Annotated in this window: 16 protein-coding genes and 1 pseudogene; 8 read left to right on the plus strand and 9 right to left on the minus strand. The window is 52.5% G+C overall.

All coding sequences use genetic code 11. The annotated features are described in order from the left end of the window. The first annotated feature begins 258 nt into the window (after positions 1 to 258). Entirely contained in the window at positions 259 to 1,020 is a 762-nt protein-coding gene (locus METMK1DRAFT_RS18890; protein ID WP_009071229.1) for a DUF3782 domain-containing protein, read from the plus strand. A gap of 93 nt (positions 1,021 to 1,113) precedes the next feature. Here METMK1DRAFT_RS18890 and METMK1DRAFT_RS04185 read toward each other — a convergent pair whose 3' ends face one another. Both METMK1DRAFT_RS04185 and METMK1DRAFT_RS04190 read right to left on the minus strand, forming a co-directional pair. Continuing rightward, on the minus strand, positions 1,114 to 2,526 hold the full coding sequence (locus METMK1DRAFT_RS04185) for an acyl-CoA synthetase family protein (protein ID WP_009071230.1): 1,413 nt from the start codon (positions 2,524 to 2,526) through the stop codon (positions 1,114 to 1,116). A 31-nt stretch (positions 2,527 to 2,557) separates the two neighbouring features. Further along, entirely contained in the window at positions 2,558 to 3,703 is a 1,146-nt protein-coding gene (locus tag METMK1DRAFT_RS04190; protein ID WP_009071231.1) for a 3-hydroxyacyl-CoA dehydrogenase, read from the minus strand. A gap of 81 nt (positions 3,704 to 3,784) precedes the next feature. On the opposite strand from METMK1DRAFT_RS04190, the gene METMK1DRAFT_RS04195 reads away from it, so the two are divergent. After that, positions 3,785 to 4,867: a succinate-semialdehyde dehydrogenase gene (locus METMK1DRAFT_RS04195; RefSeq protein WP_009071232.1), complete on the plus strand. Its 1,083-nt coding sequence runs from the start codon at positions 3,785 to 3,787 to the stop codon at positions 4,865 to 4,867. Positions 4,868 to 5,270: 403 nt separating this feature from the next. On the opposite strand, the gene METMK1DRAFT_RS04200 is transcribed toward METMK1DRAFT_RS04195, so the two are convergent. After that, a complete protein-coding gene (locus METMK1DRAFT_RS04200) occupies positions 5,271 to 5,462 on the minus strand; it encodes a hypothetical protein (protein WP_009071233.1) in 192 nt (63 codons plus the stop codon). 327 nt (positions 5,463 to 5,789) lie between these two features. Here METMK1DRAFT_RS04200 and METMK1DRAFT_RS04205 point away from each other — a divergent pair, with 327 nt between their 5' ends. Beyond that, positions 5,790 to 6,164, plus strand: coding sequence for a hypothetical protein (locus METMK1DRAFT_RS04205; protein WP_009071234.1), 375 nt, complete (start codon positions 5,790 to 5,792; stop codon positions 6,162 to 6,164). A 14-nt stretch (positions 6,165 to 6,178) separates the two neighbouring features. Here the strand turns inward: METMK1DRAFT_RS04205 and METMK1DRAFT_RS04210 are convergent, their stop codons facing one another. Both METMK1DRAFT_RS04210 and METMK1DRAFT_RS04215 read right to left on the minus strand, forming a co-directional pair. Beyond that, positions 6,179 to 7,462, minus strand: a complete 1,284-nt coding sequence (locus METMK1DRAFT_RS04210) for a TrpB-like pyridoxal phosphate-dependent enzyme (RefSeq protein ID WP_009071235.1) — start codon at positions 7,460 to 7,462, stop codon at positions 6,179 to 6,181. A 235-nt stretch (positions 7,463 to 7,697) separates the two neighbouring features. Beyond that, positions 7,698 to 9,035, minus strand: a complete 1,338-nt coding sequence (locus METMK1DRAFT_RS04215; protein WP_009071236.1) for an MFS transporter — start codon at positions 9,033 to 9,035, stop codon at positions 7,698 to 7,700. Between the two features lie 317 nt (positions 9,036 to 9,352). Here METMK1DRAFT_RS04215 and METMK1DRAFT_RS04220 point away from each other — a divergent pair, with 317 nt between their 5' ends. The 4 genes from METMK1DRAFT_RS04220 to METMK1DRAFT_RS18895 all read left to right on the plus strand — a co-directional run bounded on the left by METMK1DRAFT_RS04220 (position 9,353) and on the right by METMK1DRAFT_RS18895 (position 14,095). Continuing rightward, positions 9,353 to 10,750, plus strand: coding sequence for an MFS transporter (locus tag METMK1DRAFT_RS04220; RefSeq protein WP_009071237.1), 1,398 nt, complete (start codon positions 9,353 to 9,355; stop codon positions 10,748 to 10,750). Positions 10,751 to 11,391: 641 nt separating this feature from the next. Beyond that, a complete protein-coding gene (locus tag METMK1DRAFT_RS04225; RefSeq protein WP_009071238.1) occupies positions 11,392 to 12,510 on the plus strand; it encodes a CaiB/BaiF CoA transferase family protein in 1,119 nt (372 codons plus the stop codon). Continuing rightward, on the plus strand, positions 12,494 to 13,657 hold the full coding sequence (locus METMK1DRAFT_RS04230; RefSeq protein WP_009071239.1) for an acyl-CoA dehydrogenase family protein: 1,164 nt from the start codon (positions 12,494 to 12,496) through the stop codon (positions 13,655 to 13,657). The genes METMK1DRAFT_RS04225 and METMK1DRAFT_RS04230 overlap by 17 nt, the downstream gene beginning before the upstream one ends. A gap of 246 nt (positions 13,658 to 13,903) precedes the next feature. Further along, positions 13,904 to 14,095, plus strand: coding sequence for a hypothetical protein (locus METMK1DRAFT_RS18895; RefSeq protein ID WP_009071240.1), 192 nt, complete (start codon positions 13,904 to 13,906; stop codon positions 14,093 to 14,095). A gap of 86 nt (positions 14,096 to 14,181) precedes the next feature. Here the strand turns inward: METMK1DRAFT_RS18895 and METMK1DRAFT_RS04240 are convergent, their stop codons facing one another. The 4 genes from METMK1DRAFT_RS04240 to METMK1DRAFT_RS04255 form a co-directional block, all read right to left on the minus strand. Continuing rightward, complete coding sequence (locus METMK1DRAFT_RS04240; RefSeq protein ID WP_009071241.1) at positions 14,182 to 15,177, minus strand: acryloyl-coenzyme A reductase; 996 nt, start codon at positions 15,175 to 15,177, stop codon at positions 14,182 to 14,184. A gap of 204 nt (positions 15,178 to 15,381) precedes the next feature. Next, entirely contained in the window at positions 15,382 to 15,771 is a 390-nt protein-coding gene (locus tag METMK1DRAFT_RS04245) for a CBS domain-containing protein (protein WP_009071242.1), read from the minus strand. Positions 15,772 to 15,932: 161 nt separating this feature from the next. Then, a complete protein-coding gene (locus METMK1DRAFT_RS04250; RefSeq protein ID WP_009071243.1) occupies positions 15,933 to 17,237 on the minus strand; it encodes an MFS transporter in 1,305 nt (434 codons plus the stop codon). A 117-nt stretch (positions 17,238 to 17,354) separates the two neighbouring features. Continuing rightward, positions 17,355 to 18,938 carry an APC family permease gene (locus METMK1DRAFT_RS04255; protein ID WP_009071244.1) on the minus strand — a complete coding sequence of 528 codons (1,584 nt, stop codon included), beginning with the start codon at positions 18,936 to 18,938 and terminating at the stop codon, positions 17,355 to 17,357. Positions 18,939 to 19,342: 404 nt separating this feature from the next. Between METMK1DRAFT_RS04255 and METMK1DRAFT_RS04260 the strand changes: the two are divergent. After that, positions 19,343 to 19,540: pseudogene (locus tag METMK1DRAFT_RS04260) on the plus strand (ISNCY family transposase); the annotation flags it as partial.

Consider the following 19,540-nt stretch of genomic DNA (forward strand, 5'->3'; position numbering starts at 1 on the left):
AAAACTGATAACTGCTGTTTAGAAGTTGATCTTACGCCTACCGCCTACGACGAGACGGAGGTTGGACTCTCCGTAAAAATTTAGTTCCTAAGCAGGTCAAACTCGTCCTACCTCTCTCACATGAAGCTCTCGTTATCCCTCAATGAGGATAAGACACGGGAGGAGTCTCCCAGACTTAGATCTCATCCCTAAAGAGAAGTTTAGGTCACGGGAAGAGGAGTCAACATAAGTTTTTACCTTAGGCGAGTAAAGTCACTCATGTCAGAGGAACCGGCTAGGAAGCTACTGGCCGACGAGGAGTTCATAGGGAAGATCGTGGAGAAGGTCTACGACAAGCTGAGGAACGACGAGCTATTGAGGAGGGCCGACGAGATCCTTAAGACGATCAGAGAGAGCGTGGGGAGGATAGAACGGATCGAGGAGGAGAACAAGAGGATCTGGCAGGAAATACAGAGCACCAAGGAGGAGATCAAGCGGATCAACGAACGGATAGAACGGATCGAGGAGGAGAACAAGAGGATCTGGCAGGAAATACAGAGCACCAAGGAGGAGATCAAGCGGATCAACGAACGGATAGAACGGATCGAGGAGGAGAACACCCGCATATGGAAGGAGATCCAGAGGATGAACGTATCCTTCTCAAGCTTCACCTCCCGGGCCGGTCATTACATCGAGAGGACCATCATGGAGTTGTACAAGGAGGCGTTATCGTTACACGGAATCGATCCGTCAGCAGTTAAACACGCCACCATAGTTGACGAGAAGGGAGTGGTCAGCAAGGGGCGAAAATACGAGGTGGACTTCTATGAGACCGACGACGCCATATACGTCTTTGAGGTGAAGAACTTCGCCGACGAGGGAGCAGTGGAGCAGTTGGAGATCAGGGAGAAGGTTTTCCGGTCGCTCTACCAGAAGCCCGTCAGGCTGTTCCTAATAGCCAACAGTATTGAGAGACAAGTCAAGGAGACGGCCGAGAGCGTGGGGATCACAGTTATAGCAGGCTTAGTAGTGGAGGACTGACGTTGTGAACTACCTGTCAGCTCAAGGCTGAATAGTCTGAGACGAGAGGAACCTCAAATTATCATAAAGATAAAATTAAATTGTCTGAAACTCTCACTTCTTCCTCTGGTCAACGAACACCTGCAGCTTGTAACCTGTCCACACAGTCTTCCCCGGTTCCACCCACTCTATCTCGACCTCGTCAGGGTTCAGTCCTATCCTCCCTGCCAAGATCTCCCTGGCCCTGGAATCGTACTCCCTGTCCACGCTCCTCCTGGTTTCAACCCTTATCTTCAGTTTGTCCATCTCGTTGGCGTAGACCATTATGTTGAACATCCCGGTGGTGTCCGGGATCTCGTTTACGGCGTCCTCCACGTATATGGGCAGCAGCAGCTTACCCCTGACCTTAAACATCCACTCAACCCTTCCAGGGATTGGCTCTACGAACCTGGCGTGGGTTATGCCGTAGGTTGGGTCAGGGTCAGTCACGAACTCGTTCTTGACGTAATCTCCCAGGGAGTACCTTATGAGGGGCATTGTGAAGTGGTTCAGGAGGGTCGCCACTAGTTCTCCCCTCTCCCCCTCTGACGCAGGTTCGTCGGTCTTGGGGTCCACTATGTCGAAAATCTCCATGTCTTCCCAGATCACCAGCTGTCCGTCCAAGTTGGGTACCTCTATCGCCATGTGACCGTCCGTCGTTCCCCACACACTTATGGCCAACCTGGCGTTGGGGTGTACCTGGAAGAGCTTCCTCTTGGTGTTCTCAGCTGCCGCTCCGCCGTGGAGGAGGAGTACCTTGAACGGGGACTCCCAGCCCTCCAGCCTCGCCTCCTCTCCCACCAGCCTGTGGAGCCAAGGCGTAGTAGCCAGCACGTCCACCTTCCATAGCCTGAAGATGAGGTTGTGTCTGTTCTTCCAGGAGAAGTAGGTCTCTCCTCCCCCCGCTATGGCTGTGGCCCCGCACCTCCACATGGCGGTCTCCACCAGGGGAGGTCCCCAGCTGTAGAACCCGCTCATATTTAGGTAATTGGCATAGACTACTGTGGGTTTAACTCCCGCGAAGGTCCAGAGGTATCTGGCCTGAGCCTCCTCGAAGTAGTCCAGCTCCAGTGCCCCCCAACCCTGAAACGTGGGGAGTCCCGTGGAGCCGGAGGTTGCCCCCACGAACCTTATCCTCCTGGCCAGATCTGGGACCATGATGGTCCCGAAGGGAGGGTTGGCCTGTAGGTCCTTCCTCAGCTCGTCCTTCCTGAGGATGGGTATCTTGACCACATCCCTCCAATCCCTCACAGAGCTTGGGTCAAATCCCTTGGACTTCCAGTAATTTCTGTAGAAGGGCACGTTCTCCCAGGCCCACTTCACTATCCTCCTCAACCTGAAGGACTTAACCTGCTCCAGTTCCTCCCTCTTCATTGTCATGGCTTTCTTGTTCCAAAGGGTCTCCGAAGGGTCAGGAGGGTAGGACGACCTTATGAAACCGCTCTCCCTCAGCTCGGAGTGCATCGTGTTATAGTCCTGGAGTGTCATGATTAGAGATTGCTTAAACAATTTAAAAACTTTAAGTCTTCGCGAAGGTACGACCCTCCCTCGCCATCTCCAGGAGTAGGGAATTCGGGGAGTAGGCCTTGAACCCCTTGGAGTTGATCTCCTTCAGGTGTTCGACCACCCTGTCGAGTCCAAGCTCATCGGCCATCTCCATGAGCCCCTTGGGGAAGTTGAAGCCCAGCTTCATGACCACGTCTATCTCCTGGGCGTTGACTATCCTGTTCTGTATCAACTGGGCTCCCTCGTTCACTGCAAGGGAGATGAGCCTGGCTGGATCCACACCCCTCTCCTCCCCGAGGCTAACCTTGACATACTTCCCAGGGGAAGGATAGGAGTAGAAGCCCTTGCCGCTCTTGACACCCAACTCCTTCCTCTCCACCCTCTCTCTGAACATTCTGCAGGGCACGTCCTCAGCTCCCCTCTCAGTTATCACCTTCCAGAGGTCGACTATCACGTCTAACCCCACGTAATCGGCCAACTCGAACATGCCCATTGGGAGCTTCATGACGTTCCTGGCGGTGTAGTCCACTCCCTGAATCGTGGCCTCCCCGCTCTCCACCTCCCTGCAGGACTCCTGCAGGAGCCTGAGGAAGATCCTGTTGCTCACGAACCCTGGAACCTCCACCCTCAACCTGACTGGAACCTTACCCATCCTCTTGGCTAAGTCCACCGTGAATTGGACCACCCCCTCATCTGTGTACTTGCTGGGGATCACCTCCACGAGCTTCATGAGTGGAGGGGGGTTGAAGAAATGCATCCCTATGACCCTCTCCCTCCTCCCCGTGATCTCGGCTATGTCGCTTATGGGGATAGAGCTTGTGTTGGTCGCCAGTATAGTTCCCTTGGGAGTTACCCTGTCCAGTTCCTGGAAGACCTTCCTCTTCAGTTCCAGAACCTCAGGAACAGCCTCCACGGCGAAGTCCACGTCCTTGGCCACGTCGTAGGAGATGGACATTTCGACCCTTGCCATCACCTGCTCCGGGGACTCCCTGATGGCTCCCCTCTCGTGAAGTCTCCTCAGGGACTCGGTCATCCTCTCCCGGGCCCTACTGAGTATATCCCAGGAGACGTCTATTAGCTTGACCTCCATACCAGAGATAGCTGCCACCTCAGCTATCCCGTGTCCCATGGTTCCCGAACCGACTACGGCTATCCTCATACGTTATTCGTACGGGAAGTAGGTAAAAAGAGTGACACTTTTACACTTTAAATATTTTAAACCCTCACGAGAGTAGATATTATGAAAGCTGCAGTCCTTCATGCGTACAAGGAACCTCTCAGGATTGAGGAGGTTGACATTTCTCCTCCCAGGAGGGGCGAGGTGCTCATCAGAGTAAAGGCCACTGGGCTCTGTCACTCCGACGTCAACGTCTTCGAGGGGAAGACCCCTGTGCCTCCTCCCGTGGTGGCAGGGCACGAGATCGCTGGCGTGGTGGAACAGGTGGGGGAGGGAGTTACTAGAGTTAGGCCTGGAGACAGGGTCATCTCTGCGTTCATACATCCCTGTGGAACTTGCAGGAACTGCGTATCAGGGCACGAGAACCTGTGTGAGACCTTCTCTTCCGTCCGGCTCAAGGGCATCATGCCAGATGGGAGCAGTAGGCTGAGCATGGGAGGGAAGGAGATCAGGGCGTTCCTGGGTGGAGGGTTTGCAGAGGAGGCAGTTGTGGGAGAGAACGCACTAACCAAGATACCTGAGGGGATGGAACTGGAGAGATTGGCAGTGTTGGGATGTGCAGGACTCACCGGTTACGGGGCAGTCCTGGCGGGTAAGGTAGAGCCCGGGGAGACTGTGGCGGTCATAGGAGTAGGCGGGGTGGGCCTTTCTACCATACAGGTCTTGAGGAGTGCCGGAGCCGGGAGGATAATAGCTGTGGGGACAAAGAAATGGAAGCTGGAGAGGGCCATGGAACTTGGGGCCACTGACACTGTCAACAGCAAGGAGGAAGACCCGGTGAAGGCCCTGAAGGAGATGACAGGTGGAGGACCAGACGTGGTCGTGGAAGCTGGAGGCAATGAGGAGACTATTCGTATGGCCTTGGACGCGGTCAGGATAGGTGGGAGGGTCGTGCTCGTGGGTTTGCCTCCCTCCAGTGCCATGATACCCCTTAAGGTAGCGTCCATAGTCAGAGGTGGGATAACCGTGGTGGGAAATTACGGGGCCAGACCCAGGGTAGACATGCCTAGACTAATGGAGTTGATCAAGCAGGGGAAATACGATCCATCAGCGTTAGTGACGGGCAGATTTAAGCTAGAAGAAATAAACGAGGCAGTTAAGTTATTGGAAGAGGGAGAGGCCATAAGGAGTCTGATAGTTCCGTGATCCATGGACTGATCAGACTCGGGAGGAGGGAGTGTTCAGCGTTTTTATGTGTACGAGGAAACAGTTCGTCCCTACACTTTCATTTCATCATTTTGCCTTCAATCGTGATCATGTGGGGACTTAACCCTCAACCACGCATTAATTCTAATTATGTGTAGCTCACGGGACTCGTTGAAGCTTGATGGCACGGGTTCACGTCCCAACCCTCACTCCCTTTCTGGCATGGCTCACATCGGCGTGAGAGGTCATCCTCTACCAATAAGAGGTTTACAAAAAGATCTCTATTAACACGGAAAAAGAATTCAGCTAGTCCAAAACCCCGAACTCCCGGGGAGGAATGTTTGAAAATTCAGTCCCGACGAGACCTTACAAGGTTTACCTGAGGGCCAGAAAAGAGAAGTGTTTACCCGTGGCGTAACTTTTCCTTACTTTTAATTACTTCTAATTCCACCACGGGCACCCCTCTTAAGGGATCATACAGGGTCACCCTTAACTCATTGGGGCTAGTCGAGGGAAACTTCAATACCCTCCCATCCACACTTTTATCACTCCCCAAACCTCGTGAGCAGTGCCCGTCATCAGTTAGGGGGATCATCAATAAAAACTACTTCGGTGATACTATATAAACACAACTTGTCAAAACGATATTTAGAAGTGATTAAAAATAACCAGTAGTTACGTAGAAGCGTTACAGTCTCAGAGAGGTGCTACTTTATACCGTGACGGATCAATGGATTCCCCGTCGGAGTGACTATCAGACTTAACCTATACTACGCGTTGATATTTGAGGGAAAGTCTCATGAATACCGCGTGAGGTAGACCAGTCCTGACATGGATTAACTCCCCGGTCAATCACTGAGTATTCCTGAGACTAGGGTTAAATAGAGAAAAAAGTTATTAATTCGTCCTCTTCCTTTACCTCGTGTTTAAGGCCCTCATATACGTCGAGACCAACAGTACTGTGTGTAGGGGACTCTCCGTCAAGGTCCCCATGATTCTCAAGTGCCCCATGGGGAGCAAGGAGAGGGCCATGAAGAAGTACGCTTTCCCTGACGACGACTACGACTTCGCACACAGGTTCGTCTCGACCTGTAAGGCGTATAGGCCCTCCGATTGCGTGGCCGTAGTCAGGGATCCGAGGATAGTCCGATTCATCTGGCTCCTGAGGGACAGGATGGAGGTGTTCAACACACCTATCAGAGTAATAAGGACTGACAGGTTCTGTATGACCAACGACACCATGAAGTACTTCCTATTGAAGAACCTCAGTGAGTACCTGGAGGGAAAGGTTCCGTGACCTTGAAAAGGTTTTCACTTGAAACCCAGCACGTCTGCGAAGTTTGCCAGGTCCAGGAGACCGTGACCTGAGAAACTCAGGAGCACGGTGTAGGTCACGTTCTTCTGCCTTGCCTCGTCCGCGATCTCCTTGAGGATAGGGAGTGCATGGCTGGTCTCCGGTGCCGGTATCCAACCCTCTATCTCGGAGAACATTTTGGCCCATCGGAAGGATTCTTCCTGTGAGTAATCCCTGGCCTCCACTATGCCCTTGGACATGAGCAGGGATAGGGTCGGGGCAACTCCGTGGTACCTGAGGCCTCCAGCGTAGACGGGTGGGGGGACGAAGTCCGAGCCTATGCTGTACATCTTGAGTTTAGGTAGGATCTTCGCAGTGTCAGGGTAATCGTACTTATATTCCCCCTTGGTCATCTTGGGTACCTCCGAGGAACCTGCAGCTATGTACCTCCTCTTCCTCTCACCCTTCCTCAGCTCCTCTCCCAGGAACGGATAGGCCAGGGCTGCGAAGTTGGAGCCTCCTCCCACAACTCCAATCACGAAGTCTGGGTCGTAACCGGTCATCTCCATCTGTTTCTTGGCCTCGAGTCCAGCTATGGTTTTGAACATAATGTCTGAGTTCACTACACTTCCAACCACGTATTTCCCTCCCTTTTCCGCGGCGTACTCGACAGCCTCACTTATGGCTATCCCCAGAGAACCGCTGTGCTGTGGGTTCTCCCTCAGGAGTTTCCTCCCGAACTCCGTGAGGTCTGAGGGTGAGGGATGGACCTCAGCCCCGTACATCTGCATCATGTACCTCCTGTAGGGCTTGGCGAAGTAGCTAGCCCTGACCATGAAGACGTAGGCCTTCAGTCCGAACAGGGCTGATGCTAGGGAGACGGAGGAACCCCACTGTCCCGCCCCGGTCTCGGTGGTCACGAAGTTTACGCCGTCCTTCTTGGCGTAGTACACGTGGGCCAGGGCACTGTTTATCTTGTGCGATCCAGTGTAGGTGTGACTCTCCATCTTCATGAATATCCTGACCCTGTTCCCCAGCTTGTCCTCCAGCCTCCTAGCCCTTATTAGGGGAGTGGGTCTGCCGACCTGCAAATACCTTTCCACGACCTCTTCGGGCACCTTCACATATCGATCATTTGAGAACTCTAACCTCAGAACCTCTGAGGGTAGTACTTTCTTGAGTACCTCGAAGGACTTCCCGGTCTCGTCCAATGGTGGAGGCAAGGGTTCTGGAAGGTCTGGTAGGATGTTGTACCATTCCTTCGGGATCTCGTCCTGGTGAAGGTCGTATCTTAGAACCATGAGGATATGGGGATGGTTTAAGCTAAATAATTTTACACGGCGATTATGGGACTTTCCCTCGGGTACCGCCCTGTAATCTAGGTGAAATCTAATAACTGCTGTCACATCTTAAATTCGAGAGGCGAGTAGTTTAGAGTCAAAGGTTCCACTACCTGCGTTATAACCAAAGGGGTCTTTTAGGGTACAGTTTCCGAGATTGGTAAAATTGAACTTGAGCGACTTGGGTAGGAAAAACTCACACCCTTTGGGTCTCCTCCACCAACCTGGTTCCAAGCGTCTCAGGACCTAGGTACTGTCCTATCCCCACCAGGATGGCCCCTATCATGAGCAACACAGCTGTGGAGAACCACACGTTGTTGGGAGTGTCCAACCCTTTGAAGAGATAGTTGTGCATCAGTGGAACGTATATGCTGAACCATCCACCCAGGAATATTCCCGAGGAGTAACCGAAACCTACACCGCTAGCCCTCATGGAAGCCTTAAACCTCTCGGAGAGGTATATGGGTATTATTCCCCAAGGTCCTTGGGTTATGACTCCTATCATCATGGACGCCAGGGACGCTAGGAGAACGTTCCCTTGAGACGCTGAGGTTATGAGGAGGTAATATACAGGTGCCGACAGCAACAAGGTCAGGACTGCCCAGATTAGGGTCAACCTCCTCCTCCCCACGTACTGGGAGAGGGCCCCGAAGAATAATGCCCCTGCGAACGCGGCGTAAGTGCCGTAGGAGTACACGGTCTCGGCGATGCCTAGGCTGAAAGTCGAGGGTTGGTGTTCCAATATCGCAGGAACGAAGGCGAAGAGAGAGTATGCAAAGAAGAACATGCCCGTCATGTACAACATGACCTGGAAGAAGTCCCTCCTGTAGGGCTTCCTGAAGAGGTCCACCAGTGGGGTTCTCCTCACTAGGTTCTTCTTCTTTACGTCCTCGAAGACTGGAGTCTCCTTCATGGCAAGCCTAACTGCAAGGGCCACAACTGCCGGAGCTAGCGCTGTCAGGAAGATATACCTCCAGGCATAATCCTCCACTCCCTTAAGTCCATAAATCCCTATGAACGTGGCCTCCACCACTGCAGCCAAAGCTGCACCGAAGGAGAAACCTCCCTGCACTAGACCGCTTATTAAACCCCTCCACTTGTACGGAGTCCACTCCATGGCGAAGGGATGGCCTGCTGAGTACTCTCCTCCAGCGAACACTCCCACCAGGATCCTGACCAGCACAAACAGGATGAAGGCCAAGATGCCCACCTGAGTGTAAGTAGGGAGTGCTGAGGTTAGAGCACTGGCCAAGCCTAGACCTATGACAGTTATGATCAGGTCGGCCCTCCTTCCTATCTTATCTCCGAGGTTGCCAAAAATGGCTGAGCCCAGAGGCCTGAATATGATAGTTAAGGAGTAGGACAGTATTATGTTGAACGTAGAGAGGAGGGGAGATTCGGGAGGTAGTAGCACCTTAGCCAGCACTGGAGCTATACTCAATATCATGGTTAGGTCGTAGGAGTCCAGGAGGAACCCCACGAACTGTGACGTCACGGCCTTGGCCGTGTCGGAGCTGAAGGATTGAGGCTCCATAGTCTATCATGATGAAAGAATTTTAAAAAGTTAGCTTAAGACGGTTAATAAATAATTTTTGAAACTGTCTTGAGAAAGTGTGAGAAGCGTTGTATTTATGGGGTCATGGGAGCACTCTCCGTGTCATCCCGTGGTGAGATGCAGGGGGTGGTAGTCTAGTTTAGCTCACTAGAGCCCCTTAACGTGTCCCTCTAGTGTCGAGCTTTGTGTAACACTAGATTTAATGTATTTGGATGTTCATAAGAAATAGTATACATTTATATTATCAATTTCTAGTAATGTTTATAGCTTTGTAACCGTATTTATCATGATAAATCATGGGAGAGAGTCTCAAGTCCAATCCCGATTGGTATCTAGCCAGAGTAGATAGACTACCCACCTGGGGTCTGTCCTACGCCATCATATGGGCCTTGGGCTTCAGTTTCTTCATAACACTCTATGACGTCATAAACGTCGGGTTCGCCCTTCCCTACATTCCCTTTGTCGTGTCTGCATCTCAGGCCTCACTGATAGCCTCGCTGGGGCTCTTCGGCTACGTCGTAGGAGCTCCCATATTCTCCTACATGGCTGACGTCATAGGAAGGAGACCTACCCTGGTGTTCACAGCTCTCCTCACTGCCATAGGAAGTTTCGGAGATGCCTTCTCCGTGAATTACCCCATGCTAGCCATCTTCAGGTTTTTGACAGGAATGGCCATTGGGGCGGATCTCGTCCTGGTAATGACTTACATGGCGGAGACGGCCCCGGCCAGCAAGAGGGGGAGGTACACCAACTTAGCCTTCATTGGAGGATGGGCTGGAATAGGAATAGGCCCCTTCATTGCGGCTTTGATTGTGACCTCCAACACAGTGATTGGGTGGAGGATCGTGTTTGCAGTGGGTGGAATTTTAGCTGTACTCGCTCTTGCCATAAGGTACTACGCGCCAGAGACAGTGAGGTTCCTGGTCTCCAAGAGCAAGTTCGACGATGCCGAGAGACTGGTAGGGAGAATGGAGGAGGTATCCCTGAGGAGGTCTGGACTGGCGAGCCTACCTGAGCCTGACATGAGGAGCTACAGGATACCAAAGCAGAATCCCTTCAAGATACTGGTTAAACCTAAATATCTAAAGAGGCTGTTGGCACTATTTTTTCTGCTCTTCTTCGTATACTTCATGGATTATCCGTTCCTCGTCATTCCAGAGACGTGGGCCAAGGACGTATTAGGTTACAGCGGTAGCATGCTATCGCAGGTGGTGTTCCTGTTCGGCGTGGCAGGGGTCGGTGCGTTTCTGGGATCCATTTTGCTGAGACCCTTCATAGATAGATACGACAGGAGGAAGATGACGATCGTCTCAGTCGTGGTATACACCTTGGGGACGGGGATAATGGGATACGGAGGGGCCGTTAAGTCCCTGGCCCTGTTCTTCGTGGGGGCTTTCCTAGCCGAGCTCATAGGTGTGGGTTGGTATCAGTTGTACTACCAGATGTGTACGGACAACTTTCCCACCGCAGCTCGCGCCACAGGTTACGCCATTGCAGATGGAGTAGGGCATTTAGGTGGTGCAATAGGCCTCTTGGTAATATTTCCCATAATCTACGCCCTGGGAAACGTGGGAGGATGGGTGATCCCGTGGATCCCTGCTATCGCCATGACGCTGGTTGTCCTGGCCCTGACTCCCAACACCGTTGGTAAGAGGCTAGAGGAGATAAACGAGGCTACTGACGCAGTTCAATGAGACGGACGCAAGTGGGGAATTTCCCTTCTTCTTTTCCTTATCCTAGCTATCTGGTCGATTTTTCTGCTAAGTTGTTTACTTTCCAGCAGTTATTAGATTTCGCCCCGATTTTAGGGATCATTTGAGCCCAATCCTTTTTTATGTTAAAAATGTTTTATGTTAGATTATTACTTTTTTAAAAACACGAGCCCTCACACCATGTGAGCTCTACCCAGGAGGAAGTGACGACTGGGGAGCCCATGCCGTTAGGTTCTAGGAACCCGTGACCTGCTCACCGTAAGTCTTGGTAGGTGATTGAGGGCTAAGTTCCCGCACTCGATCACGATTAAACGCAAAATGAGTGTAATCAACGTGTAGGGAAAACGGTAAAGTCTCATGACTGCTGTTCCTGGGGCTGTCCACACTATGGACACTCACTCATACTGATGTCTCACTAGCGTAAACTGAGAGTAGTGACAGGGCCTGAGCCGACCTTAGGACCGGAGACTCATCTACGACATGCTCGATCCTTCGTTCAGGGTTGCCGCACCCTAAGTTACAGCAGTTATTAGATTTTGCCTTGACTTCAAGGCGACACCTAACGAGAAATCCCATAACTGCTGTAAGTTAGTTTATTAAATTATCACGACAAATTCAATCCCATGTTCAGGGTCTTGGAGTTGGGGAGCAACATATCCGCTCCCCTGGCTGGTACCATACTGGGTGACCTGGGATACGACGTGATCAAGGTGGAACCCCCAAAGGGCGACGATCGAAGGGCGATCCCTCCATTCAAGGAGGGGGCCAGCGTCTATTTCTCCAGCGTCAACAGGAACAAGAGGAGCGTTGTCGTAGATCTAAGGAGAAGTGAGGGATTAGAGGTGTTTAGGAAAATAGCGTCTACCTCCGACGTGGTCTTGACCAACTACAGGCCCAGGGCACTCAAGAAGTTGCACATCGATTACGACAGCGTGCTTGAGGTCAACCCTCGCATCGTGTACTGTTCCATAACGGGCTACGGGGGCACTGATGAGCCAGCCTACGACGCCACGATCCTGGCCGAGAGCGGGCTCATGGACTTAACTGGAGAGCCCGACAGGCCTCCGGTCAAGTTCGCCACGTCCATCTCCGACGTGACCACAGCATTAACTGCCACAGTCCTCGTTCTCCACTCGCTACTGACCGGCAGGAGACCGGTCTTCCTCGACGTGTCCATGATCCACACCCAACTCTACTTGATCCTGGAGGACGCCTACGCCTTGCTCAACGTGGGCCTAGAGCCAAGGAGGACTGGGTCGTCGCACAGGTTCCTGGTACCTTACCAGGCCTTCCAGGCGGCTGATGGCTACGTTTACGTATCCGTGTTCAATGACGAACAGTACACCAGGCTTTGCGAAGCCCTGGGCAGGGAGGACTTGAAGGTCTACAAGACCCAGGAGGAGAGGCTGAGGAACAGGGACAAGATAGTGGGGGACCTCCAGGAAGTCTTCAGGAGGAACAACAGGGACTATTGGGTATCTCTGCTGAAGGCCTACGATGTCCCCTGTGCCCCCGTGAGGAAGTTGAGGGAGGCCCTCGAGATTTACGGGAAGAGTATGGTGAGGGAAGTCAGGGGGATCAAGTACCTGTCGTTCCCCTCCAACGTGTCCAGGGGAGTCGAGTTACCCTCCCCCAGGTTAGGTGAACACACCGTGGATGTACTCAAGGAGCTAGGCTACACACAGGAGGAGATAGGGACCCTGATTAAGGAAGGGGTGGTCATGGATGAGGGCCTTAAATAAGCTGGACGAGGAGGGTCAACTCCTCCTAGGGGTAGTCAGGGAACTCATGGGAAAATACGGTGAGAGCTACTGGAACAAGATGGATGAATCGCAGTCCTTTCCTGAGGACTTCGTGAAGGAATTTATGAAATTGGGGCTAGGGGCCATACTGATCCCCAAGGAGTGGGGAGGGGGAGGGAAGGGAGTCAGGGAGGCCTCCCTCATCCTAAGGGAGATAAACCTGTTGGGAGGAAACTCCTACTTCGTGCACGGCCACTACTACCTTACCGCCATGCTCGTGAGATGCGCAGGGAAGGAGATGAGGGATTGGCTCTTCCCGGAAGTAGTGCAGGGAAAGAGGGTCATGACTCTGGCCCTTACGGAACCAGAGGCCGGATCAGACAGCACCAGGATAAGTACCTTAGCCGAGAGGCAGGGGGACAGGTTCGTAGTGTCTGGGAGGAAGGTCTTCATCTCGAGGATCAGCCATACCGACTACTTCGTGTTGGTGGCCAGGACCAAGAGGGTTGATGAGGTGAGAAAGAAGACCGAGGGAGTGACCCTGTTCCTCGTTGACGCCAACGTGAGGGGTTTACAGATGAGGAAGATAAGGACCATGTCCAACACCGACGCATACGAGCTCGCACTTGACAAGGTGGAGGTACCAGAGGACAGGGTGATAGGCGAGGTGGACAGGGGTTTCCCCTGTCTCCTCAAGACCTTAAACGCTGAGAGGGTGATGATAGCAGCGGAACTGTTAGGGAACGTGAGGTGGTTCCTGGAGAAGTCCGTTGATTACGCCAAGAGGAGAGTCGTCTTCGGCAGACCGATAGGAGCCAATCAAGGTGTGCAGTTCCCCCTGGCTGAGGTCTACGCCAGATTACTGGCACTGGAGGAGCTCCTGGACGCCTCCGTGGAGGCTGTGGAAGGAGAGGAGGAGAGGAGGGCCGGAGAGATGGCTAACGCTCTCAAGTACCTCTCAGCGGAACTGGCGTGGGACGCCGCCAACGTGGCCATGGACGTCCACGGGGGTTACGGCTACGCTTCAGACTTAGGGATAGAGAGGAAACTCAGAGAGACCAGGCTCTACAAGGTCGCACCGGTCTCCCAGAACCTGGCCCTCTCTTACATCGCCACGGCCGTGTTGGGATTGCCGAGATCCTACTAGTACTCTATGTCAATTACGGGCGAAGTGGCTGTAACTCGACTCCGCGGTCAACCGGTAACTGGTAAGTGAGTTTGAGTATAACTCTACTCAGATAGGATTTATTGGAAAATCCCTTGATGGGAGGTCATGAAAGCTTTTTAGACAGCAATTATTGGAATCTTAGGGAGGTAATACGAAAAAGCCGGTATTAGCGAGAAGTTTTTCGACGTCGTCCCGCTGAAAAGGTGCGGAAAGGGACAGATCGAGTTGGCTAGGGAGAGGCAGTCAGGGAGATCAACAGGCTGGGCGTGGTCAGGGGGAAGGGGAGGAGCAGGAAGGTTAATTGGCCTGATCCTCATGGTCCTGATCAACGGGAGGGCCAGAGTCGTCAGGGAGCTGGTAGGGGAGCTTAACCTGGGGAGCGTGGAGGTGTTCCTCAGGCTCTCGGGCGCCGTTTAGGCTGACCACCTGGGCTGATGAAAATCTTTAAGTTACGTTAAAGTCCCATAACTGCTGGTAGTAAGACTCTGGGAATTTCTCCAAGATCAAGGCTTAACCAACACCTTTCCTATCTTCCTCTTGTCCTTAAGTAGTTCATATCCCCTCTCTATATCTTCGAGAGTGACAGTCCCCGCTACAACTGGAGTTATCTTACCTTCAGCGGTGAGCCTCAGGGCACCCTCTGCGTCCTTCTTGGTGGAGGAGGCGTGACCTATGAGCACTAAGTCCTTCAATATCATGTAACCTAACCTCAACTGGGTGAGCTGAGAGGGATCAACGTTTCCTATCTGAACCACCCTACCCCCCAACCATAGGCTCCTCAGACTTTCCTCGAAGGTGGGAGTACCCACAGTGTCGACGACCACGTTTATCTCCTCCCTCTTGGCTTCCTCTGAGAACTTGGTACCCACTATGACCCTGTCGGCGTACCTCTTCACTGCCTCAGCCTTCTCTTCGGAACTCGTCACACCTATGACCCTCGCCCCCATGGCCCTAGCGACCTGAAGGGCATGTATACCCACTCCCCCGCTGGCACCGGTGACCAGCACGGTCTCCCCCTCCCTGAGGTTGGCCCTCCTCAGGCCTCTGTACACCATTCCTGTGACGCAGGGAACCATGACTGCCCCTTCGTCACTGGCGCCCGAGGATACCTTGACTAGGCTCTGGGCCTTTACCACAGCATACTCGGCGAAGAATCCGTCCAGTTCTTCCGAGTAACCTTGTCTTGAGCGGCAGTATGCCTCCTCCCCCATCCTGCAATACTTACACGTGCCGTCCGGTGCGTAGAGGAGGGAGATGACCCTTTCCCCAGGAGAGAAGTTGACCCCCTCCCCCACCTCCTGTATGACCCCCACAACTTCATGTCCCAACACTACAGGGTACTTCATCCTTGGGTAGTAACCCTGGAGCTGAAGTAAGTCCCTGTAGCACAGGGCCGCTCTGGTCACCTTAATCAATACCTCTCCCTTCCCAGGCTTTGGGTCAGGGACCTCCTGTACCTTGAGCCCCTGACCTTTCCCCGGAACTACTGCAGCCTTCATGTGTTCAAAATAGCTCAAATTACTTAAAAGTCAAGTAGTTCCAGAGCAGGTATGGAAGTGAAGACGAATGAGGGGATAGGTCTGGGGAGACCAGAGAGTTTACGTATTTCCCTAATATTACCTGACTTTAATAGCTCCCAAGGCCACCTCTCTCAAGGGATACCGCGTGAGTTACAGTATTAAGCTAAAACTTAAGCGTGAGAGTCACCATATGCTCAAGTCTGAGGTTATTAACCCGAGTACCCTGGCCACGTCCCTCAGGGATATGACGCCGACCACCTTTCCCCCTTCGGTCACGACCAAGTGCCTTATCTTCCTCCCTGCCATGAGCATGGCCGCCTCGCTCACCTCAGTAGTTGACTCGGCAGTCACCAGGTTGGTGCTCATTATGTTCTCAACTTCACTGTCGAGAGACACATCCGAGGCTATGGCGTAGACTATGTCCCTCTCCGTGACCAGCCCTTTAGGCTCTCCTCCCTCCACTACTAGGAGTGAACCCACTCCCTCCCTCTTCATTATCCTGGCTGCGTCCCTTATGGATATCTCAGGCTCGACGGTCACGGGATCCCTCATTATGAGCTCTTTTAGAATCATTGAATGATAATTGACATGGGGGAATAAAAGCGTGTGAGGTTGACCCAGGTGTTCAGAAGAAGGATTCTTAGTTCATATCGGTTTCAGTGTGATTTGATCCAGAGGTCAGGCCGGTCACTCGAGAGAGTTACGCCACGGGTAAACACTGAACCGGAGGGAAGTCATGTACTGACCTCCTTCACCATGTCCAAGTCCTTTGTCTCCTTCAGGGGTATCACAGATACCAGGGACAGAAGACCCCACATACTCAGAAATGCTGCCACTAACCAAGACTCGCTCAGATAACGCGACGGGTTACCGAGTAGGGCAATGAGCAGGATGGGCATGAAACCTCCCTCTAAGGCAGCAGCTAATTGTAGGCCGTAGCTGGCCCCAGAGTACCTGAACTTGACAGGAAACACCTCAGGATAGAAAGCTGCCATGGATGCATAGGGAGCGTAGGCTGCGAAACCTATCAGGAACTGTGCCAACACCATCTCGCCCACAGCTCCTGAAACGAACATAAAGACGTAAGGTATGGAGAACGCCGCTATGAGTACGTTTCCCAACACTATGGAAGTCCTCCTGCCTATCCTATCAGCCAGGATGGCGAAGAGGGGAATAGAGATTATGCCACCTAATGAGTAGATGTATATCAACAGAGACCTAAAGGGAATCTGGGCTCCCAGGACGTTGATGAAAGATGGTATATGAGAGGCTTTCTGGATCTGCGGAAGGAAGAGACTGGGCATCACGGTGGCGGGTATGTAGACCCCTATGAATACCCCTCCCACGGCCAACATGAGGAGCACTATCTCCCTCCACGAGTTGCGGAAGACCTCAAGGGAGGGCATTCTCGCCACTTCTCCCCTACTCTTTATGACGTTGAACGGTATACTCTCCGTGGCTAGGTACCTCAGGAGAGCTCCCAACAACGCAGCAACCCCTCCCACTAGGAATCCCACCCTCCATCCCACAGTGGAGAAATCTGAGGAGAACGCCAGGAGCACTGTGGCTGCACCTATAAATCCCAAGGGTGAGGCTATCTGAATCACACTGGTCATGAGAGCCCTCCTCTTTCCTAGATGCTCGCTCACCCAAGTTGAGACCCCTCCCCACTCCCCTCCTACACCCAGACCCTGCACGAACCTAGAGGCGAATATCAGGATGGGTGCCAGTAAGCCCAACTGAGAGTAGCCTGGGAGTAAACCTACCACTATCATGGCTAACCCCACTATAATCAGGTCGAAGCTCAGGGCGTGCCTCCTGCCCAACCTGTCTCCTAAGTGTCCGAACACCGTGGCACCCAGAGGCCTGGCGAAGAAGGCCACGGCATATGAAGACACTGAGGCTAGGAGAGACACGAGATATTCCTTGGACGGAAAGAAGATTGAGGGAAAGGCCAGAAGTGCGGCGTAAATAAAGAGGTAATAATCGTACCACTCTATGGCCGTTCCTATCAAACCTAGGGCGATGACGCGTCTCATTGAAAGAGATTGCATCCTCCAATATTTAAGCGGTGGTTATGATTCCGCGAACGTATAGCTTATATCCAGGAAAAAGGTTCTAAATATTTCAATCAGTTACTTGACGACCTCAGTTCGTCAGTCGTACACGCCCCTCTTCCTCAGTAACGCTACTCCACTCTTGTAACCCCAGAAGTAGAACCCTAGGGTCACCAGGATGAACACCATGTTATCCAGCGGAAACGGCAGATATCCCTGTCCCCCGAAGTAAGAGCTGCTGCTGTAGGATATGGCCAGCACAGCTACCATGTAGAGAGGTAACCAAATTCCGTACTTTATCTCATCCTTGCTGACTCCCTTGTATCTGTGGTAGAAGGCAAGGAAGACCATACCTATAAGGGCCGTGGTAACTAGGACAGAGGTTTCCTGCCAGCCTGACCAGAATATCATGAGTGCAGAGACCACAAAGGCCAGGGGAGCGGTGACTGTGAAGGCGGGTAGCTTATAGGGTCTCCTCACGTCAGGCGATATCTTCCTGAGCACAGCCAGGCTCACTGCCCCTGGAGCATAGGATAACAAGAGGCCGTCCACGACAAGGCTGAATATGGAGGAGAAGGATGGGAATAACGCCAGGAAAAGTAACGAGATAATCAGAGAGAGGGTAGTGGCAGCTATGGGTATGCCCTTGCTACTCATCCTGTTGAGGAACCTCGGGAACGCGTAGTCGTAATTGGAGAGAGCGTAGGCTACCCTCGACGCCCCACCGAAGTAGATGACCCCATCCTTAAACGACGCTATTATGGCTAGGATCATGGCCACTACCGCTATAAGTGTAAGGCCTAACGCCTCCGAGGCAGAGACGTAAGGATAGGCAAGATTACTCAACCCGGCCCAGTTCCCGGGGGTTATCCCCAGATAGGACCAGTCCACAGTTCCCGCGAAAACTAAGCTCTCCAGGACGTAGACGACAAAGACGATGATCAGGGTCATTAATATGGCCCTGGGCAGGGACTTTCCAGGATCCTTGAGCTCCTCAGCGTAATCGACCGGTTGCCTGAACCCTCCGTAACCATATATGGTGGCGGAGGTCGCCAGGAAAACTCCCGTGATACCCAACGGCATAAATCCTCCGAACTTAGGATCGTTCAGGTAAGAGGGGTTGAAGTGAAGTCCTAAGCCCACTATCATGATTGCCAATAGCAGGAGGGTCAACACGGTTAGGCCGTTGTTGATCTCTGCTAACCTTTTGATCCTCATGATATTTATAACGTAGATCAGAAGTATCCCCACCGCCGCAACCCCTATACCTAAGGGAGTGAGGTTTCCGTTAGAGTAGAGAGAAGGGAAGAAGTAACTCAGGTACTCCACCAGGGCTATGATTATGGACGCTGAGGCCAAGGTGTAACCTATGTAGGCCCCCCACCCGTTCAATACCCCCACTAGGGGACCGTTCCCCTTATAGGCGTAGTACCCGACACCACCGGCCTTAGGCCACGTAGATCCCAACTCCGCATAAACGAAGGCCACTGGGAGGATCAGAAAGAACGCTATTAACCAGGATAATATTCCAGCCGGCCCTCCGTCAGCCAGAACTGAGACCGGCGTGAAGGCCACAGCCGGCCCCAATATGGCGCCTACCGCTAAAAAGACCACTGACCAGAATCCTATCTCCTTCCTGAAACCGCCCTTCCTCGCCTCGGCTGTTCCCTCTCCTTCTCTCATAGCCTCCCACCCATTTCCTCATTTAAGAACTGATAGAATATGAACCTGGAAGGGGAGGTATATGTAATTCTTGGTTTACTTATATTCTTTACTATTATCATAATCTTCTCGTTATTTCCGTTAACATTTCCATTTATATTCTTATCTACCGTAAGGTGATGTTATGATTAACCTCCCCCACGGAACACATCTAAACTGTTTTCACCTGGAAGGGATTCACCATCACCCCGTTTTCCTCAAATTTTCATCAGTATACATGAACGTGTGCGGTTCTTTGGGTGTAATCCCGAGGATAAACTACAGATCACTACAGCAGTTATGGGAATCTTAGGGAGGTAATACCAAGAACTCGGTATTAGCGAGAAGTTTTTAATTTTCGACGTCGTCCCGCTGAAAAGATGTAGATGACGAACAGAAAGGGACAGGTCGAACTGGCTAAGGAGGATCTGATCAAGGCGGTCAACCAGGTCCTGGGCATAGTGAGGAGGAACGGGAGGAGCAGGAAGGTCGGGTTGGCACTCGTCTTGATGGTCCTGCTAGGTGGGAGGTCCAGCGTGAGGAACGCGGCCGAGACGTTCGGGTTGGACTACGCGAACCTGCTG

It is taken from the genome of Metallosphaera yellowstonensis MK1, assembly GCF_000243315.1.
Lineage (GTDB): Archaea > Thermoproteota > Thermoprotei_A > Sulfolobales > Sulfolobaceae > Metallosphaera > Metallosphaera yellowstonensis.

What these genes read in the sequence shown, in the direction of transcription:
- METMK1DRAFT_RS18890 (WP_009071229.1), top strand. Translation starts at nt 259, where the DNA reads ATGTCAGAGGAACCGGCTAGGAAGCTACTGGCCGACGAGGAGTTCATA.
- METMK1DRAFT_RS04185 (WP_009071230.1), bottom strand. Translation starts at nt 2,526, where the DNA reads ATGACACTCCAGGACTATAACACGATGCACTCCGAGCTGAGGGAGAGC.
- METMK1DRAFT_RS04190 (WP_009071231.1), bottom strand. Translation starts at nt 3,703, where the DNA reads ATGAGGATAGCCGTAGTCGGTTCGGGAACCATGGGACACGGGATAGCT.
- METMK1DRAFT_RS04195 (WP_009071232.1), top strand. Translation starts at nt 3,785, where the DNA reads ATGAAAGCTGCAGTCCTTCATGCGTACAAGGAACCTCTCAGGATTGAG.
- METMK1DRAFT_RS04200 (WP_009071233.1), bottom strand. Translation starts at nt 5,462, where the DNA reads ATGATCCCCCTAACTGATGACGGGCACTGCTCACGAGGTTTGGGGAGT.
- METMK1DRAFT_RS04210 (WP_009071235.1), bottom strand. Translation starts at nt 7,462, where the DNA reads ATGGTTCTAAGATACGACCTTCACCAGGACGAGATCCCGAAGGAATGG.
- METMK1DRAFT_RS04215 (WP_009071236.1), bottom strand. Translation starts at nt 9,035, where the DNA reads ATGGAGCCTCAATCCTTCAGCTCCGACACGGCCAAGGCCGTGACGTCA.
- METMK1DRAFT_RS04220 (WP_009071237.1), top strand. Translation starts at nt 9,353, where the DNA reads ATGGGAGAGAGTCTCAAGTCCAATCCCGATTGGTATCTAGCCAGAGTA.
- METMK1DRAFT_RS04225 (WP_009071238.1), top strand. Translation starts at nt 11,392, where the DNA reads ATGTTCAGGGTCTTGGAGTTGGGGAGCAACATATCCGCTCCCCTGGCT.
- METMK1DRAFT_RS04230 (WP_009071239.1), top strand. Translation starts at nt 12,494, where the DNA reads ATGAGGGCCTTAAATAAGCTGGACGAGGAGGGTCAACTCCTCCTAGGG.
- METMK1DRAFT_RS04240 (WP_009071241.1), bottom strand. Translation starts at nt 15,177, where the DNA reads ATGAAGGCTGCAGTAGTTCCGGGGAAAGGTCAGGGGCTCAAGGTACAG.
- METMK1DRAFT_RS04245 (WP_009071242.1), bottom strand. Translation starts at nt 15,771, where the DNA reads ATGATTCTAAAAGAGCTCATAATGAGGGATCCCGTGACCGTCGAGCCT.
- METMK1DRAFT_RS04250 (WP_009071243.1), bottom strand. Translation starts at nt 17,237, where the DNA reads ATGAGACGCGTCATCGCCCTAGGTTTGATAGGAACGGCCATAGAGTGG.
- METMK1DRAFT_RS04255 (WP_009071244.1), bottom strand. Translation starts at nt 18,938, where the DNA reads ATGAGAGAAGGAGAGGGAACAGCCGAGGCGAGGAAGGGCGGTTTCAGG.